The 18,997-nt window shown below is 67.3% G+C and carries 11 protein-coding genes; 6 read left to right on the top strand and 5 right to left on the bottom strand.

The genetic code is table 11. The features are described 5' to 3' along the window. Positions 1-12 precede the first annotated feature (12 nt). Both WT60_RS02815 and WT60_RS02810 read left to right on the top strand, forming a co-directional pair. On the top strand, positions 13-2,250 hold the full coding sequence (locus WT60_RS02815) for a peptidase domain-containing ABC transporter (RefSeq protein WP_059642452.1): 2,238 nt from the start codon (positions 13-15) through the stop codon (positions 2,248-2,250). Then, on the top strand, positions 2,247-3,695 hold the full coding sequence (locus tag WT60_RS02810; protein ID WP_060355136.1) for a TolC family protein: 1,449 nt from the start codon (positions 2,247-2,249) through the stop codon (positions 3,693-3,695). The genes WT60_RS02815 and WT60_RS02810 overlap by 4 nt, the downstream gene beginning before the upstream one ends. A gap of 203 nt (positions 3,696-3,898) precedes the next feature. Here the strand turns inward: WT60_RS02810 and WT60_RS02805 are convergent, their stop codons facing one another. Beyond that, positions 3,899-4,876: a hypothetical protein gene (locus WT60_RS02805; protein WP_060355137.1), complete on the bottom strand. Its 978-nt coding sequence runs from the start codon at positions 4,874-4,876 to the stop codon at positions 3,899-3,901. Positions 4,877-5,001: 125 nt separating this feature from the next. Here WT60_RS02805 and WT60_RS02800 point away from each other — a divergent pair, with 125 nt between their 5' ends. The 4 genes from WT60_RS02800 to WT60_RS02785 all read left to right on the top strand — a co-directional run bounded on the left by WT60_RS02800 (position 5,002) and on the right by WT60_RS02785 (position 11,991). Next, positions 5,002-5,853 (top strand): M15 family metallopeptidase, encoded by an 852-nt coding sequence (locus WT60_RS02800; protein WP_059581615.1) that lies wholly within the window; start codon positions 5,002-5,004, stop codon positions 5,851-5,853. A 297-nt stretch (positions 5,854-6,150) separates the two neighbouring features. Beyond that, positions 6,151-10,074 (top strand): type VI secretion system membrane subunit TssM, encoded by a 3,924-nt coding sequence (gene tssM, locus WT60_RS02795; protein ID WP_060355138.1) that lies wholly within the window; start codon positions 6,151-6,153, stop codon positions 10,072-10,074. Further along, positions 10,071-11,060 (top strand): type VI secretion system-associated protein TagF, encoded by a 990-nt coding sequence (gene tagF, locus WT60_RS02790; protein ID WP_060355139.1) that lies wholly within the window; start codon positions 10,071-10,073, stop codon positions 11,058-11,060. The genes tssM and tagF overlap by 4 nt, the downstream gene beginning before the upstream one ends. A gap of 4 nt (positions 11,061-11,064) precedes the next feature. Next, a complete protein-coding gene (locus tag WT60_RS02785; RefSeq protein ID WP_038746397.1) occupies positions 11,065-11,991 on the top strand; it encodes an OmpA family protein in 927 nt (308 codons plus the stop codon). Positions 11,992-12,162: 171 nt separating this feature from the next. On the opposite strand, the gene tssA is transcribed toward WT60_RS02785, so the two are convergent. The 4 genes from tssA to tssF all read right to left on the bottom strand — a co-directional run bounded on the left by tssA (position 12,163) and on the right by tssF (position 18,972). Beyond that, a complete protein-coding gene (tssA, locus tag WT60_RS02780) occupies positions 12,163-13,287 on the bottom strand; it encodes a type VI secretion system protein TssA (RefSeq protein ID WP_059581624.1) in 1,125 nt (374 codons plus the stop codon). An 85-nt stretch (positions 13,288-13,372) separates the two neighbouring features. Next, positions 13,373-16,036: a type VI secretion system ATPase TssH gene (gene tssH, locus WT60_RS02775; RefSeq protein WP_060355140.1), complete on the bottom strand. Its 2,664-nt coding sequence runs from the start codon at positions 16,034-16,036 to the stop codon at positions 13,373-13,375. Between the two features lie 33 nt (positions 16,037-16,069). After that, positions 16,070-17,170, bottom strand: a complete 1,101-nt coding sequence (tssG, locus tag WT60_RS02770) for a type VI secretion system baseplate subunit TssG (protein WP_038746387.1) — start codon at positions 17,168-17,170, stop codon at positions 16,070-16,072. Then, on the bottom strand, positions 17,134-18,972 hold the full coding sequence (gene tssF, locus WT60_RS02765) for a type VI secretion system baseplate subunit TssF (RefSeq protein WP_060355141.1): 1,839 nt from the start codon (positions 18,970-18,972) through the stop codon (positions 17,134-17,136). Before tssF ends, tssG begins: the two co-directional genes overlap by 37 nt. Positions 18,973-18,997 lie beyond the last annotated feature (25 nt).

Here is an 18,997-nt window from a genome sequence, read left to right as displayed (position 1 = left end):
CGATCCCAGCCTATGTCACTCCTCGATCGTCTCTCGTTCGGCGTCGGCAGCAAACTGCCGATGCTCCTGCAGACCGAAGCCGCCGAATGCGGCCTCGCGTGCCTCGCGATGGTTGCCGGCTTTCACGGCCATCACGTCGACCTCGCGACGATGCGCAGCCGCTTCCCCGTGTCGCTCAAAGGCGCGGGCCTCGGCCGCGTGATCGACATCGCGCAGCGCCTCGATCTCGGCACGCGCGCGCTGAAGCTCGAACTCGATCAGCTCGGCCAACTGCGCGTGCCCTGCGTGCTGCACTGGAATTTCAACCACTTCGTGGTGCTGAAGGAAGTCAGCGGCAAGCACGTGATCATCCACGATCCGGCGCAGGGCGTGCGCAAGCTGTCGCTCGACGAAGTCTCGCGTTCGTTCACGGGCGTCGCGCTCGAGCTGTGGCCGACGGGCAGCTTCAAGCCGCGCGAGGCGTCGCCCGCCGTGAAGCTGCGCCAACTGCTCGGCCCCGTGTCCGGGCTGTCGCGCTCGCTCGGTCAGATCATCGTGCTCGCGATCGCGCTCGAAGTGTTCACGCTCGTGTCGCCGTTTTTCCTGCAATGGGTGATCGACGAGGTGATCGTCAGCGCCGATCGCGACCTGCTGACCGTGCTCGCGCTCGGCTTCGGCCTGTTGCTGCTGATGCAGCAGGCGACGAGCGCGATCCGCGCGTGGGCGCTGATGTATCTCGGCACGACGCTCAACGTGCAATGGCGCGCCAACGTGTTCACGCACCTGCTGAGCCTGCCCGTTCAGTATTTCGAGCGCCGCCATCTCGGCGACGTCGTCTCGCGCTTCGGCTCGATCGACACGATCCAGCAGACGATGACGACGTCGTTCCTGTCCGCGGTGATCGACGGGCTGATGACGATCGTCACGCTCGCGATGATGTTCGTCTACAGCCGCACACTCGCATTCGTCGCGCTCGGCGCGATGGCGCTGTATGCGCTCTTGCGCTGGCTCTGGTATCGGCCGCTGCGCCGCGCGACGGAGGACCAGATCATTCACACCGCGAAGCAGCAGAGCCACTTTCTCGAAACGGTGCGCGGCGTGAAGACGATCAAGCTGTTCAACCGCCAGACCGAGCGCCGTTCGAGCTGGCTCACGCTGCTCGTCGAGCAGATCAACGCGGGCCTTCACGTGCAGAAACTGCAACTGCTGTATCAGCAGTTGAACGGCCTGCTGTTCGGCATCGAAGGGCTCGTCATCATCTGGCTCGGCGCGCGCCTCGTGATGGACGGCGAATTCACGGTCGGCGTGCTGATGGCGTTCAACGCATACAAAGGGCAGTTCGACAGCCGCGTCGGCAGCCTGATCGACAAGTTCTTCGAAGTGAAGATGCTGCAGCTTCAGGGCGAGCGGCTCTCCGATATCGTATTCGCGAAAAGCGAATCCGATGCGGGCGAGCGGCACGTGCCGGGCGAAGCGGAGAATCTCAGCGCCAGCATCGAAGCCGACAGCCTCATGTTCCGCTACGCCGAAGGCGAGCCGACCGTGCTCGACGGCGTGTCGCTGAAGATCGAGCCGGGGGAATCGGTCGCGCTGATCGGCGCGTCGGGCTGCGGCAAGACGACGCTCGTCAACGTGCTGCTCGGCATCCTCGAGCCGACGGGCGGCAAGATCAAGATCGGCGGCGTCGACGTCGAGCGCCTCGGCCTCGACCGGCTGCGCTCGCTCGTCGGCACCGTGCTGCAGGACGACGTGCTGTTCGCCGGCTCGATCGCCGACAACATCAGCTTCTTCGATCCGGATGCCGATCCGAAGTGGGTCGCCGAATGCGCGCAGCTCGCCGCCGTGCATGCGGACATCGTCGCGATGCCGATGGGCTACAACACGCTCGTCGGCGACATGGGCACGGTGCTGTCGGGCGGGCAGAAGCAGCGCGTGCTGCTCGCGCGCGCGCTCTACAAGCGCCCGAAGATTCTCGTGCTCGACGAGGCGACGAGCCATCTCGATCTGCAGCGCGAACGGCAGGTGAACGCCGCGGTCAGCGCGCTGAAGATGACGCGCGTGATCGTCGCGCACCGTCCGGAGACGATCGCGTCCGCGTCGCGCGTGATCATGCTCGACGCGGGCAAGGTCGCGCTCGACAAGCCGACGGCCGCGCTCGCCGCGGCGCCGAAGCCGGCGGCCGCTCCGGGCACGGCACCCGCTGCGGCGACGGCATCGGCTCCGGCCGCGGCGCCCGCGCCGGCAGCAACGCAACCCGTCACGGGACGATGATCGCGATGAAATCCGCACGCACCCTCGTCACGGCCGGCGTATTCGCGCTCTTCGCGTCGCACGCGGCGCACGCGCAGTGGCTCGATATCTATGGAACCCGAAAGAACGTGTCGGCGTCGCCCGCCGCGCCGATGCTGAAGAACGCCACGTGCCAGCCCGAGCTGGCGAACCGTGCGATCGAACTCGAAGACGCGATGCTCCAGGCGATCTGCGCGAATCCGCAGGCACGCCAGGCATGGGCGAACGCGCGCGCGCAGGCCGCGCAGGTCGGCGTTAGGGAAGCCGCGTATTTGCCGGCACTGAACGCAACGGCCGGCGTTCAGCGCAACTGGCAATCGACGACTTATGAAGCGAATTTCGGCTCCATCACCGCGAGCGATACGCAAAGGCAAACCCAAACGAGCCGCTACGGCGCGCTGAACCTGAGCTGGGTGCTGTTCGATTTCGGCAAGCGCAGCGCGGCGCTGCGGCAAGCACGCGAGCTGCTCGCCGCCGCCAATGCAACGCAGGACGACACGCTGCAGACGATCCTCTTCAACGCCGCGCAAGCGTATTACACCCTGCGCGACGCGCAGGCGTCGGTCGATGCGGCGCGCACGATCGAACGCGCGGCGCAGGACAGTCTCACCGAATCCAAAGCGAAGCACGACGCCGGCGCGGGCACGCTGAGCGACCAGTTGCAGGCGCAGACGAGCTACCGCCGCGCGGTGCTCGATCGCGTGAGCGCCGAAGGCGACGTGCAGAACGCAACAGGCACGCTCGCCGTTGCAATGGGGCTCGACGCGAACACGCCGCTGCAAATCGCGCCCGCCGAGGCGGCCGTCAATCGCAACGAATTCGCGGAAGGCGTCGCGCAGTTGATCGACGAAGCGAAGCGGCAGCACCCGAAGCTGGTCGCCGCGCGCGCGAAGCTCGACGCGGCGCGCGCGAACGTCGACGCGGCGCGCGCGCAGGGCCGCCCGACCATCTCGTTGACCGGCAGCCTCAGTCGCAACAGTCCTTCATATCAGCAGCAGTTCGGTATCCAGACCACCGGAAGTCACGGCAGCATGATCGGCGTACAGGTGACGATCCCGCTCTTCGAGGGTTTCGCGTCCGGCTACCGCGTCGAGGCAGCCCAGGCACAGGCCGACGCGCAGGAAGCCGACGTGCAGAACACTGAGCTGAACGTATCGCTCGACGTGTGGAAGAGCTATCAGAGCCTGCAGACCGACACCGCGAATCTCGATAACTCGAAGGACCTGCTCGGCGACGCGCAGCACTCGCTCGACATCGCGCGAGGCCGCTACAAGGCGGGCGTCGGCACGTTCACGGAGCTGCTCAATGCGCAGACAGCGCTCGCCGACGCGCAGAAGCAGCGCGTGCAGGCGCTATCGAAATGGCGCACCGCGCGGCTCAAGCTCGCGGCGAGCCTCGGCAGCATCGGCTTGTGGTCCGCGCATTGAACGAACGCGGCCGCGATGCCGCCGCATGCATGATCGGGATGGCGAAACGATTGCCGAACGAATCGCCTAGCGCGACGACGCGCGCCGCGATTCGGCATCGATCTTGAAAAACGAAAGATTGAAAAACCACCGCAGGGCTCCGGGCTGACGCGCGGCACATTCACATGCGTGTCGCCGCGAGCACGCCGGACGTCACGCGCGCATCACGGTTGACGGTTCTGCGTCGCGGAGGTCGGGCACGCCGGGTCCTTGCCCCAGTGGTTCTCGCACACGCGCCAGCGGCAGAGCTGATCCTCGAAGAAACCGCGCTCGCCACACGCTTTCACGCGCGCGGCGAGCGACGCATCGGCCGATGCGGACGTCGCCGCCGCTACCTTTTTCGTCGCCGCATTCGCGCTCGATTTCGCCGCGTCGGCGGCCGGCTTCGCCGAATCGGCCGGCTTCGTTCGCGCGACGAGCGCGGCGAGCAGATCGGCATCCGGATCGTCCTTCCCGTTCTTCCCGCTTTTCTTCGCGACGGCCTCGCGTCGCGGCTTCTTCGCCTGCGCGGCTTCGACGGCCTGCGCTTTCTCGCGACGCTTGCGCGCCGCGGCCTCCGCCTTCGCGTGCGCCGCATCTTGCTTCGCAGTGCTGCTCTTCAGCGTGCTCTTCTCGGCGCTCTTCGCCGGCTTCGCCGCCGCAATCGCGGCAGCGGCCGTGGCCGCTCCTGCGGCGGCCTCGGTCGCCGACACGTCGGATGCGCCGTTCGCGAGCGCGCGCGACAAACGGCTCTCGCCCGCCGCCGACGCGGCCGGCTTCACGTCGTTCTCGACGCTGTCGTCGTTGACGATCGTCGCGGGCTGCGGCGCCGATGCCTGCGCGATCTGCGTCACGCTCGCGGTCGCAGCATGGCTCGCTGGCGCGGCCGCCGCCACGGGCGCCGACGCGGCGGCCGCGACTTCGCCTTGTTCAGTGGAAGACTGCTGCAATCGCCATGCACCCCACCCGGCTACGGCGACGACTGCGAGCGCGACGAGCGCGATCGGGCCTTTGCGCGAACGCGATGCGTTTTCGGGCTGGGGGGAGACGCGACCTTCAAGATTCGCGAGAATACGCGAGTTGTTCGCACCGCTTTCTTTGCCGGCATCGGAGGAAAGCAGGCTAGGCGGGGCTTTCGAATTCGAATCGTCCGGCGCGCTCATTCAGTGTCTCGTTGAATCCTGGTTTAATTCGCCGCAATAATATTGTCCCGGCCTTCGCGGAAGCAGGCCTGATTCTAAGATCAAGCATTGCAAATTACAATCGATTCCATATTCCGGGGTTTTCTTTGATTGCCGTCGTTCTAGTCGCATATTTCGCCGTCGCCGTCCTCGCCGCTGCGCTGCTGTTATTACCGGCAGTGCGCGCAACGGTATTCGATTCGGTCGCCCAATTCCACGGCCGAATCAGCCGGCGCGCATCCGATCGCGCCGCCCGTGCGCGCGCGCGTCTCGAGCAATCGGCAAAAATGTCGCGCTCGACTTTAAGCGGCATGCAAAATTTACTAGTGCGGCGGCGCTTGCTGATTGCGACCACGACAGGTATTCTTGCGACGCCTCCATTGATTGCTATCGCGTTACGCGGTCGGCAACTATTCCAATACGACGACACTTTACGCGCGCCGGACGAGAAAATTGCCGCGCTTTTAAAAGGCGAGCAGCTCGTTCCGCCGTTGCCGCTGCCGCCCGAAGTCTTCGCCACTCGCGAGGTCGAGCAGGTCCGGCCCGCGCTGAAGGACGCAAGCCGCGATTGGAATTTGCTCGATACCGATTTCAGAACGCGCCTGTTGCTCGCCTACAAGATCATGCACGAGCGATACGGCTATGAAATGGCGCTGCTCGAAGGCTATCGCAGCCCCGAGCGGCAAAACCGATTGGCGCAAATGGGCGGCAACGTCACCAATGCGGCGGCGTTCCAGAGTTATCACCAATACGGTCTGGCGGCCGACAACGCGTTCCTGCGCGACGGCAAGCTCGTCATCTCGGAAAAAGATCCGTGGGCCATGCGAGGCTATCAGTTGTACGGACAAGTCGCCGAAGAGGTTGGCTTGACCTGGGGTGGCCGATGGAAAATGATGGACCTCGGACACGTCGAATACCATAAGCCCGGCTTCAAGCTCGGGCGCTCGTCCGCTCGATAAAGGACGAGCAGGAAATAATGAGGGCGGCATGGGGCAACCGAACATCGCGACAGGAACACAATCCTGCATTCATTCGATCGGCGCGCGCCGGCCGACGATCGCACCGCGCACGAACGCGCCGTCGCCGGCCTCGCTGCGGCGGCCTTTCCTCTCCCCACATGCATTCGCGACAACGTGACGTCACTCGAAGCCGTCACGCTTGTCGCCGCGGCATGCGCCCACCGCGCGCGCACGCGGACCGCGTCGTCGCCTAATTCGCCTTATTGAATCTGAATCGCACCGGAACCTGAACGTCCTATGCAACGCTTCCTCAACGTGTTGACTCACCCTCGCACGCTCACGATCGTCGGCTTCGCCGCGCTCGCGGCGGTTCTGTTCATCGCGGCCGATGCGCTACAGATCGGCTTCGTGTGGGCGGCCGCCGCGTTCGCCGCCGCGCTCGCGCTGTGGCTCGCGACGAAGCTCTGGCGCCGCTCGCGCGTGCGCCGCGCGAACCGCCAGCTCGGCGACATCCTCGAGCAGCAGGCCGAAACGGGCAAGGTGTCCGCCGCCGCGGCCGAGCCCTCGAAGCCGGCCGATCTCGACGTGCTGCGCCTGCGCCTCTCCGACACGGTGAAGACGATCAAGACGTCGAAGATCGGCCAGGTGTCGGGCGGCTCGGCGCTGTACGAGCTGCCGTGGTACATCGTGATCGGCAATCCGGCCGCCGGCAAGAGCAGCGCCGTCATCAATTCGGGGCTGCAGTTTCCGTTCGCGGACAAGAACAGCGCGGTGATCCACGGGATCGGCGGCACGCGCAACTGCGACTGGTTCTTCACGACGGAAGGCATTCTGCTCGACACAGCGGGCCGCTATTCGGTGCACGAGGAAGACCGCAGCGAATGGCTCGGTTTCCTCGATCTGCTGAAGCGCCATCGTCCGAAGGCGCCGATCAACGGGATCATCGTGACGGCGAGCATCGCCGAGCTGACCGGCAACCGTCCCGAGTTCGCGATCAACCTCGCGAAGAACCTGCGCCAGCGCGTGCAGGAGCTCACCGAGAAGCTCGAAGTGTTCGCGCCCGTCTACGTGATGTTCACGAAGGCCGATCTGATCACGGGCTTCACCGAATTCTTCAGCAGCAGCGACCGCCAGGAATACGACCGCGTGTGGGGCGCGACCCTGCCGTACGAGCCCGACGAGAAGCGCGACGTGGTCGCGCTGTTCGACGAGCGTTTCGAAGAACTGTACGAAGGGCTCAAGGAGATCAGCGTCGCGCAACTGTCGCTCAGCCGCGGCAACAAGCTTTCGCCCGGCCAACTGAGCTTCCCGCTCGAATTCTCGACGATCAAGCCCGCGCTGCGCTCGTTCCTCGCGACGCTGTTCGAGGACAATCCGTTCCAGTACAAGCCGATCTTCCGCGGCTTCTACTTCACGAGCGCGTTGCAGGAAGGCGAAACGAACAGCGCCGCCGCGCAGCGGATCGCGAATCGCTTCGGCCTCGATGCGCAAAGCCTGCCGAAGCCGCACAGCGCGTTCTCGAAGAACGGCTTCTTCCTGCGCGATCTGTTCTCGAAGGTGATCTTCGCGGACCGCCAGACGGTACGCCAATTCGCGAGCCCGACGAAGACGCGCATGCGCTACGCGACGTTCTTCGGCTTCGTCGCGGCGCTCGCGCTCGCGCTCGGCGGCTGGACGTGGTCGACGATCGGCAACCAGCAGCTCGTGTCGAACGTGCAGGCCGATCTCGACAACGTGACCCGCTTGCAGCAGAACCGCAACGATCTGCAATCGCGCCTTCAGGCGATGGACATTCTCGAAGACCGGATCGAGCAGCTCGAGCAGTTCCGCCGCGACAAGCCATTGTCCGTATCGCTCGGCCTGTATCAGGGCGACCGGCTCGAGCAACACCTGCTGACCGAGTACTACAACGGCGTGCGGCAAATCCTGCTGAACCCGGTGTCGGACAACCTCGCATCGTTCCTGAAGGACGTGAATACGCATCCGGACCAGCTCGCGCCGATGACGCGCGCGCCGGAATCCGGCGCCGTTCAGGCGGGAGCGGGGGCGGCACCGGCGGGCCCGATGGCGGTGTCGGCGAACGCCGCCGCGCCGGGCGCGGCGCCCTCCTCCGCCGTCGCGCAGAATCGGCAGCAAGGCGGGCTCTACAACGACGCGTCGCCGACCAACGTCGAGGACGCATACAACGCGCTGAAGACCTACCTGATGCTGTCCGACAAGCGGCACGTCGAGCAGGCGCACCTGACCGACCAGGTCGCGCGCTTCTGGCGCGGCTGGCTCGAGACGAATCGCGGCAACATGCCGCGCGACGAGATGATCAAGAGCGCGGAGCGGATGATCACGTTCTACCTGTCGCGCGTGTCCGACAACGACTGGCCGATGATCGAGGCGAACCTCGCGCTCGTCGACCAGACCCGCGAGAACCTGCGCCGCGTCGTGCGCGGCATGCCGGCCCGCCAGCGCGTGTATGAAGAGATCAAGGCGCGCGCGTCGACCCGCTTCGCGCCGATGACGATCGCGCGCATCGTCGGCGAAGGCAACACGGGCCTCGTCGCGGGCAGCTACGCGATTCCCGGCACGTTCACGCGCGAGGCGTGGTTCCAGTACGTGCAACCCGCGATCCGCGACGCCGCGACGAAGGAACTGCAAGCGAAGGACTGGGTGCTGAACACCGCGACGGCCGACGACCTCACGCTCGAGGGCAGCCCCGAGCAGATTCAGAAGACGCTCGTGGCGATGTACAAGACCGAGTACGCGCAGCACTGGCAGAAGTTCATGCAGGGCATCGCGGTGCAGGGCTTCGGCAACTTCACGCAGGCGGTGGACGCGATGAACAAGCTCGGCGACCCGCAGGATTCGCCGATCCGCAAGGTGCTCGAGACCGCGTACGACCAGACGTCGTGGGACAACCCGTCGCTCGCGAACGCGACGATCAAGAAGGCGCAGACGGGCATCGTGAACTGGGTCAAGCAGTGGTTCACGCGTCAACCGGGCGGGCAGATCGCGGCGAACGTCGACATCAACGGCAATCCCGCCGACGCGCCGATGGGCCCGATCGGCCAGGAGTTCGTCGGGCTCGGCCGGATCGTCGCCACGCACGACGGCACGTCGATGCTCAAGGGCTACATGGATACGCTGTCGAAGGTCCGCACGCGCTTCAACGTGATCAAGAACCAGGGCGACCCCGGCCCCGGCGCGCGCCAGCTGATGCAGCAGACGCTCGACGGCAACGGCTCGGAGCTCGCCGATTCGCTGAAGTTCGTCGACGAGCAGATGCTGACGGGCCTGACCGATTCGCAACGCAAGTCGCTGCGCCCGCTGCTCGTGCGCCCGCTGATGCAGGCGTTCGCGGTCGTGATCCAGCCGGCGAGCGTCGAGGTGAACAAGGTGTGGAACGCGCAGGTCTACCAGCCGTTCCAGGGCTCGCTCGCGAGCAAGTATCCGTTCGCCGCCGGCGCCAAGGTCGAGGCGGGCGCGAGCGAAATCGCGCAGGTGTTCGGCCCCGACGGCTCGATCGCGAAGTTCGTCGGCACGACGCTCGGACCGCTCGCGGTGCGCCGCGGCGACACGCTGTCCGCGCGCACCTGGGGCGACATGGGCCTCGCGCTCACGCCGGACTTCACGAACGGCTTCGCGCGCTGGGTCGCACCGCTCGCGGGCGGCGCGGCAACAAGCGCCGCCGCGTCGTCCGAGCCGCAGACCGTGTTCCAGGTGTTGCCGCAGCCGAGCAGCGGCACGACCGAGTACACGATCGCGATCGACGGCCAGCAGCTGCGCTACCGCAACACGCCGCCGCAATGGACGAACTTCGTGTGGCCGAACCCGCAGGGCTCGCCCGGCGCGACGCTGTCCGCGACGACGTTCGACGGCCGCACGGTGCAGCTCGTCAACGAGCCGGGCCGCTACGGCCTCGAGAAGCTGATCAACTCGGCGCAGCGCAAGCGCCGCCCGGACGGCACGTTCGATCTGACGTGGACGCAAGGCAACGTCAGCGTGTCGGTGACGATGCGCATCATCAGCACGTCGCAGCCGACGGGCGGCGGCGGCGACCAGCCGCAGCAGCAGAGCCTGCGCGGCCTGCGCCTGCCGTCGTCGGTCGCCGACGCGAGCGCGGGCGGCGCGCCCAACGCGGCCGCGCAGCCGGGCCCGGGCGTCGTGGCCGCGCCGCCGCAGGCCGCCGTCGCGGCGGCTTCCGCATCGAACGCACAGGGGGCGCAATGACGCAAACGGTCCAGGCTCAGATCGCGTACTTCGGCAAGATCCCGTCGCGCGGCGACTTCGTCAAGAGCGCGCACAATCCGCAGCTTCTGCAGACGCTCGACCACTGGATCGCGCGCGCGATGGAACTCCTCGCCGACGACCCGCGCTGGAAGATCGTCTACGAAAGCGCGAAGCCGATGCACTTCGCGTTCCTCGGCTCGAAGAGCCGGCTCGCGATCGCGGGCCACATGATCGCGAGTCACGACGCGTCGAACCGGCGCTTCCCGTTCCTCGCGGCAACGGCGCTCGAAGTCGAGCGGCCGCTCACGTTCCTCGCGCGCAGCCCGCTCGCGTTCGCGCGGCTCTGGTCGCGCGCCGCCGCGCAGATGCAGTCGCTCCTCGGCCCGCAGGAGCCGCCCGGTGCGCTGCAGGCGCTCGGCGACACGCAGGTTCCGATCGACACGGGCGGCCCCGGCAGCGCGCACGACGGCACGTTCAACGATTTCGTCGAGCACCAGACCCTGTACGGCCTCGAGCAGATGCTGCTCGCGAGCGGCCACCCGGTGAAGCTGCGCGGCGCGATGCTCGCGCTCGGCTCGCTGCTGCGCCCGGTGATGCAAAGCGGCACGTCGCACATCGAGCGCGGGCTCACGCTGCCGCTGCCGACCGATCCGTTCTACCGGAGCCTCGTCGCCGCGTTCTGGCTCGAGCTCGTCGCGCCGTTCGTGTCGCGCGCCGACTTCGAGCTCGCGATCTTCATCGGCACGATCGCCGAGCGCGAACGGCTCATCATCGGCTTCAACGGCGCATCCGCGAAAACCCTGCACAGCGTGGTCGATCCGCAGACTTACGCCGAACACAACATCGACATCGACGATCCGGAATGGATCGACGCACATGCGCAAAACGACCATGGGATCAGCAAGCTCGTCAGTTATCTCGAACAATCGCAACTGTCGCTGCGCGTGTGCATCGACACGTTCCATCAAGCGTTCATCGGAGCGTGACGCAATGACGAAGCCGCTCGCCTCCTCCCGCTTCAGGCTCGCGCTCGCCGCGCTCATGCTCGGCGGCGCGCTCAACGGCGCGGCGCTCGCCGACAACGTCGGCCCCGCGACCGTCACGCCGATCGACGCGGGCGGCGTGCCCGTACGATCGACGCCGCTCGCCGCACCCGCCATCGCCGCGGCAAGCGGCGCGGGCGGCGGCGCGACCGTGTCGTCGCCGCCGCCCGCGAACGCGGCGCCAGGTCAGGTCGTCGCGGGCGGCAAGGTCGCCGACGAAGCGACGAAGGCCGCCGTGCTGCAGCGCCTGCGCGACGCCTACGGCGCCGCGAACGTCGTCGACCAGATCGAAGTCGGCGACGTCGCAACGCCGCCGAACTGGTCCGCGAACGTGCAGAAGCTGATCGGCCCGCAACTGAAACAGATCAGCAAAGGACAGCTGAAGATCGACGGCACGCAGATCGACGTGAAGGGCGAAGTCCACAACGAGGCGCAGCGTCAGCAGCTCGCGAGCGACATGGCGAACGCGCTGAACCCCACCTACACGATCAAGAACGGGCTGCGCGTGAGCGCATCCGAGCAGGGCCTGCTCGACCAGACGCTCGCGAACCGCACGATCGAGTTCGAGACCGGCAGCGCGACGCTCACGCCGCAGGGCCGTGCGATCCTCGATCAGATGGCGAGCGCGCTCGCGAAGATGACGAACCGCACGGTCGAGATCATCGGCCACACCGACAACTCGGGCAACCGCGCGTCGAACATCGCGCTCAGCCAGGCGCGCGCGGACGCGGTGAAGGGCTACCTGGTGACGAAGGGCATCGCGTCGCAGCAACTGACGACGACGGGCGTCGGCCCCGATCAGCCGATCGCGTCGAACGACACGAGCGACGGCCGCGCGCGCAACCGCCGGATCGAATTCCGCGCGGGGCAGTAAGCGGCGCGGGCGCGAACGGCGGCGGGCGAAGCGCTCGCCATGTGATCCATGTGATGGTACGGGCGTTACGGCGGCACGCGGCACGGCACAATGAAAAAGCGACGGACGGCCCCTTCGAGCCTCCCGTCGCTTTTTCTTTTGCGGGCCGGCTTTTCGCGCGCCGGCCCGCGCTCACGCGTTGTCGTCCGGCTTCAGCCCGAGCAGCTCGCGAATGTGCGCGAGCGAGCCGTCGTCCTTGACGACCGACGCGAGCCACTGATGCAGCGGCATGTCCGCCCACTCGGCGGCCTTGTCGGCGAGATACGCAACCGGGCTGTGCGGCTCCGTCCCACGGAAATACTTCGCGACCGCGCGCAGTTGCTCGACCGCCTGCGCGCGATTCTGAATGCCGGCGATCACGATCGGCGCGGGCGCTGACGGCGCATGTCTCTGCACGTGCTCCTCCTGGGAAAGCGGCGTCCTGAAGCTCGGCTCCGCGCGCTCGGGCGGCGCGCCCGGCGCATTCTGCGCGCCGGCCTGCGGCTGCGCGTCGGCCGAGTAGCCCTGCTCTTTCGCGAAGCGCTCGGCGAGCCGGTAGACCGTTTCGTACGCGTCGCGCGCCTGCCTGAAGCTCGGCGCCGCCTCGCCCGCGCGCTGGTCGAGCTCCTGCTCGAGCGCGTCGAGCGCCGTCCGGAACGCGTTCAGCTCGCCGAGCAGGCGCGCATAGAACGCGACGGACGTCATCCGCTTGGACGCCTCGATCTGCTCGACCGACGGCTTGCCGCGCGCGATCTCGTCCGCCTGCTCGGGGTCGCGCCGGATCGCCTGCACGACGTGCTGCGCGACGTCCCAGTCGAGCTCGCTGAACGCGTTCGACGCGCCGTCGGTGAGCGGCACCGCGCGCAGCAGATCGGCGGTGCGCCCGGCGAGCCACGCGACGTTGCCGAGCCGGTATTCGGCGTCGTCGCCGTCCGGCAGCGGATGCACGTGATCCCAGAATTGCCGGCAAAGGCTCGCCAGCAGCTCGTAGCCCTGCGTGAGCCCGCCGATGCCGTCCTCGAGCGCGAGCGCCTCGGTCAGCCACACCGCGAGCCGCAGGTCCTTGGTGCGTTCGCGCAACAGCGCGCTCGATTGCTCGACGACGAAGCCCCAGTCCGCTTCCTTGATGTCGGTGATCCACTCGCCCTGGTCGAGCGACGGATCGTCGAACTTGCGCGCGTGCTGGATCGCGTCGAATTCGGCGGAGAACAGGAGATCGTCGCCGCACGGCGACGCTTCGCTGATCGGCGTCAGCAGCTCGGTGAGGTTGATCGGCATGGTCGAATGCTATGTCAGTGCGTTGCGGCGTCCATCGTTGCTTGAAGACACGCGCGGCGCGTGACGCGCGCGCCGCGCGGCGGCCTTACTCGACCGCGTACTCGAATTCGCCCGTCTCGGCCGCGCGCGCGGCGATGCGCGCGATCGCTTCGCCGTCGGCGATCCGCGACAGCACGTGCTCGGCGATCTCCGGCAGCAGCGTGCCGTTCAGAATGTGATCGACATTGCGCGCGCCCGAATCGACTTCGGTGCAGCGCGCGAGCACGGCGTCGACGAGCGACTCGTCCCACTCGAACGCGGCCTTGTGGTTCGCCTCGATCCGGCGGCGGATGCGTTCGAGCTTCAGCTCGATGATCTCGGCGAGCACGTCGTCGGAAATCGGATAGTACGGAATCACCTTCATCCGGCCAAGGAACGCGGGCTTGAACGTCTTGTAGAGCTGCGGGCGCAGCGTCTCGGCGAGCGCCTCGGCGTCGGGCAACTCCTCCGGCGTCTTGTTCAGGCACGCCTGCATCACCGCCGACGAGCCGACGTTCGACGTCAGGATGATCAGCGTGTTGCGGAAGTCGATCTCGCGCCCTTCGGCGTCGTCCATCGCGCCCTTGTCGAACACCTGGAAGAACATTTCGAGCACGTCCGGATGCGCCTTCTCGACTTCGTCGAGCAGCACGACCGAATACGGATTGCGGCGCACCGCTTCCGTCAGCACGCCGCCCTCGCCATAGCCGACGTAACCGGGCGGCGAGCCCTTCAGGCCCGACACGCTGTGCGCCTCCTGATACTCGCTCATGTTGATCGTGATCATCTTGCGCTCGCCGCCGTACAGCACGTCGGCGAGCGCGAGCGCGGTCTCGGTCTTGCCGACGCCCGACGGCCCGACGAACAGGAACACGCCGCGCGGCTTGTTCGGGTCCTCGAGGTTCGCGGTCGCGGTGCGCACGCGCTGCGCGATCGCGTCGAGCGCGTGGTCCTGGCCGATCACGCGCGCGCCGATCAGATCGCGCAGATTGAGCACGGTCTCGATTTCGTCCTTCACCATCCGGCCGAGCGGAACGCCCGTCCAAGACGCGACGATTTCCGCGACGACATGCCCATCGACCTGCAGCGGCACCATCGGCTGGTTGCCCTGCAGCGCGCGCAACGCATCGACGCGCCCGGCGAGCTTTGCGCGCGTCGCGTCGGCGTCCGCCGGCTTACCGCCAGCGGACGGCTCGCGCGCGGCGTCGAGCTCGGCGCGCAATGCGCCGATTTCGGCGACGAGCACGCGCTCCTCTTCGTAGCGCGCCTCGTCATCGGCGAGCGCCGTCGAATCGGCGTCGCGCTCGTCGCGCAGCGCGGCGAGGCGCTCGTCGTGCGCGGCGCCGCTCGCGGCTTCGCGCTCGAGCGCCGCGATCTCCGCATCGATCCGCTCGATGCGCTTCTTCGTGTCGTCGATCGCGGCGGGCGTCGCGCTGTGCGCGAGCGCGACCTTCGCGCATGCGGTGTCGAGCACGCTGATCGCCTTGTCCGGCAACTGGCGGCCGCTGATGTAGCGATGCGACAACCGCACCGCCTCGGTGATCGCGTCGTCGAGAATGCGCACGTTGAAGTGCTTCTCCATCAGCCCCGCCATCCCGCGCAGCATCGCGGCGGCGAGCGGCTCGCTCGGCTCCTCGATCTTCACGACCTGGAATCGCCGCGCGAGCGCCGCATCCTTTTCGAAGTACTTCTTGTATTCGCTCCATGTCGTCGCCGCGATCGTGCGCAGCTCGCCGCGCGCAAGCGCCGGCTTCAGGAGATTCGCCGCGTCGTTCTGGCCTGCCTGCCCGCCCGCGCCGATGATCGTGTGCGCTTCGTCGATGAAGAGGATGATCGGGTGCGCGCTCTTCTTCACCTCGTCGATCACGCTCTTCAGGCGATTCTCGAACTCGCCCTTCACGCTCGCGCCTGCCTGCAGCAGGCCCATGTCGAGCACGTGCAGCGCGACGCCGGAGAGCGGCGGCGGCACGTCGTCGGCCGCGATGCGCAGCGCGAGCCCTTCGACCACGGCCGTCTTGCCGACACCCGCCTCGCCCGTCATGATCGGATTGTTCTGCCGGCGGCGCATCAGGATGTCGATCGCCTGGCGGATTTCCGCATCGCGGCCGATCACGGGGTCGATCTTGCCTTCGCGCGCGCGCTGCGTGAGGTTCGTCGTGTACGTGTCGAGCGCCGGCGTCTTCGACGGGCCGCGCGGCGCGTTCGCCGCCGCGCCGTCGGGCACCGCGACGTCGGCCTCCGCGTGCCGCGGCTCGGCTTCGGGCGAGCCCGCCGTGATCTCGTCGAACTTGTGCTTCAGGTCGTCGACGCGCACGCGCGCGAACTGGGACGACATCCGCTGCGCGAACTGCGCGAGATCGGGCCCCGTCAGCAGCGCGAGCAGCAGGTGGGCCGAACGAATCCGGCCGATCTGCGAATCGAGCGACGCGATCAGCCACGCCTGCTCGAACAGCTCCGTCAGATGCACCGAGAACACCGGCGTACGCGTGTTGCCTGTCTTCAGTCCGTCGAGCTCGCGCTCGAGATCCGCGCGCAGCGCGTGCGGATCGACGCCGCTCGCGCGCAGCACGAGCGGCACGTCGCCGGTCGATTCGTCGAGCAGCGCGAGAAACAGGTGTTCGAGATCCACTTCATAGTGACCGCGCGCGAAACAGTGGCTGGCGGCGCGCTCGGCGGCCTTCCGGCACACCGGATTCAGTTTCGCGATCAGGGTCTTCAGGGGCGTGCTCATCGGTTACGGTCCACTCAGGTTCGATCGTTGTTATCAATGAATAACGTGCAGCTCGTAGCGCGCGTCGGCGCGATCGCGCTCGGCTTCTCGCGTGCAGAGGAACGCGTCCCAGCCGAGCCGCGCGCCCGCGCCGAGGATGCTCGCGCCGACTTCCGTGCGGCGCAGCACGAGCGACACCTCGTATTCGAGCGTCACGCCGGCGAGCAGCGTCAGCATCCGCTCGAGCGCGACCGCGCGCTCCTCGCCGGGCAGGAACGCTTCGTAGTCGCGTTTCGACAGCGGGCCGACGACGAGCCGCGCGCGCATGTCGCGCTGCCACACGCGTTCGCCGACGAGCGCCGTCGCGCCGAGCGTCACGTTCACGTCGCCGAGCACGCTCAACTGATCGGGCGGCACGTCGTACCACTTGCCGACGAACTGCTCGATGCGGATCGGCACGCGGAAATACTCGGACAGCGTGCGCTGCAGATACGCGGCCGACACGGGCCGATGCCGCGCGGCGAGCGCATAGCCCGCGATCGCCTCGTCGAGCAGCGCGCCGCGGCCTTCCTGCACGGTCGAGCGCGCATCGTCGTTCGCGACGCCCGCGAGCGCGAGCAGCAGCGGCAAATAGCGCTCGTCGCGGTCGAGCTCGTAATGCAGCGGCAGCCGGTATTTCTTCCAGGCCGCATAGAACAACGCGGTCGCGCGGTTCGAGAAGACGTCGAAGAACGCACGCGCCGCGTGATCGCGCTTCAACTGCTCGCGCGCGATGATCTGCTCGGTGTAATGCAGCGGCAGCGCGCCCTGGCCGCCCAGCAGCCCGAAGAACGCCGGCGTGAGCTCGACGCGCGACAGCGCGCCCGCCGCGAGCGCCGCGTTGCGCTGCGCATCGTCCTTCAGCGCGTCGCCCGCTTCGTCGTACGACTGCGCGCGCTCGATCTCGCTTGGCGGAAAACCGAGCGACAGCGTGTTTCGAAAACCGATCCGGCGCGCGACGATCTCGCCCGGCCGGCTCGCCGCATGGCGCTGCGGATCGCGCTTCGCGAACCAGGTCTCGAGCAGCCGCACCGCCTGAAAAAACTCGAAGCGATGCGGCTCGTCGAGCAGCCGCTCGACTACGCCAGGATCGATTCGCCGCTGCGCGGTTCGCATCGCATGATCTCCTCGCCGGTGCGCTTCGACACGACGATCAGTTGAACAAAGCTGTTGAGGTGCACGTACAGCCCGAAGAATGCATCGATCATCCGCACGAATGTCGCGAGGCTCGAGCCGACGAAATGCTCGTCGTCGATCGTGAGCCGAATCTCGACGCCGCGCACGAACGTCGCGAACGGCTTGCCGGGCAGCCACTGCACGGCGCTTTTCTGCTCGATGCCGACGATCCCGTCGATGTGGCGCGTCGACACCGCGGATCGCCTCAGATCGTACAGCACGAGCACTTCCTTCAACGCGGCGAGCCCTTCGTCGGCGAGCGACACGTGATTGAGCGCCAGATGCGACACGAGACGCCAGTGCGCGGCGCGGCCGCGCTCGAAGCGCGCGCTCGGCGTGGGCCGTCGCAGCAGCGCGATCGGGCCCGGCTGCTCGCCGCCGTCGATGAAGAGATCGCCGCCGTCGAGCCCCGTCGCGAGCGAGGCCGGCAAGTCGCGGTTCGTGCAGGTGAGCTCGAGGCTCAGCGTGTCGGTCTGCGGCGCGCCGGGCTCGAAATCGATGTCGACGACCGAAATCTCGGTCTCATAGCCGGGGCTCTTGCGCGCGACGCCGTCGTTGCGGCGCGCGAACCAGTAGTGGCCGGCCTGCGCGGCCTCGCCGTGATGCAGCGAATAGAACGGCCGGAATTCGACAACCGTTTCGCGATCCGCGCGCTGCCGCACGAGATGCACGGAATCGATCGAATACACCTCATACGCGAACGCGCGGCGCGCATCGCCGATCACCGGATACGACACCGCCTGATGGCTGATCCGGATCGGCTCTCCGTGCTGCCGGAACAGGTTGACGACCGGCGTGCAAAACAGCCGCAAGTGGCTCGCGGTCAGCAGATCGAGCAGCCGCGCGACATGCGAATCGCTGCGCACGTCGCGCAGCACGACATGCAGCGTCAGTTGCCGGCAACCGCCCGCGCGGCGCGTCAGCGCGCCCAGGTCGAAGTCGACGAAATTGAATTTGTCCGGGAATGCGAAGTATTCGGTCAGCAGACGATACGCCGGATGCGAACGTGCCGGATAGTCGATCAGCGCGTCGGCCTCGTCGAAACCCGCGTGCTCGTACGGCGCCTTGTCGAGCGCAATCCAGCGGCCGCTGCGCTCGGGCTCGACGTAGAACGCGAGCGCGTGCGCGAACAGGCAATCGGCAAGCGCGGCGACGAACGACTGCTCGCCGTGCAGATGCGCGCGCACCGTGCCGAGCTTCAGCGCGGCGAGATCGAGCTGCGGCGACGTCGATTCGAACGCAATCGAGATCACGCCCGTCGCGTTGCCGGGCAGCCGCGTCGTGACGGGCGCCGCGGCGATCGATCCGTAGCGCGCGTCGGCGAGCCTGATCGGCGCAAGCGTTACGTCGTACGCGGTGCGAAAGCGGCATTGCACGCCGCGAATCGCGCGGCTCCTCAGCTCGGTGCCGCGCTCGACGACATGCGGCCCGGCCAGTTCGGCGAACGACTGCGGCGCGCCGAACTGCGCGATCGAGCACGACGGGAACGGCCGCAGATAATGCGGATAGAGGACTTCGACGAGCGCTTCGGTGAATTCGGGATACTCATCGTCGAGCTTCTTGTTGATCCGCGCGCCGAGGAGCGCGAACGATTCGATCATCCGCTCGACGTGCGGGTCCTCGCAATGCTCGCCTGTCTGCGACAGGTGCGCGGCGATCTTCGGGTACCGGTTCGCGAATTCGAGCGAATAGCGCCGCAGAAACGACAGTTCGCGCTCGTAATACGGCAACAACTCTTCCATCGACGATCCCCGAAACCTGACGCCC

This window comes from Burkholderia sp. MSMB617WGS, assembly GCF_001532025.2.
GTDB lineage: Bacteria > Pseudomonadota > Gammaproteobacteria > Burkholderiales > Burkholderiaceae > Burkholderia > Burkholderia savannae.
The sequence above is the reverse complement of the archived record's forward strand: the minus strand, read 5'-3'. Positions and strand labels throughout refer to the sequence as shown.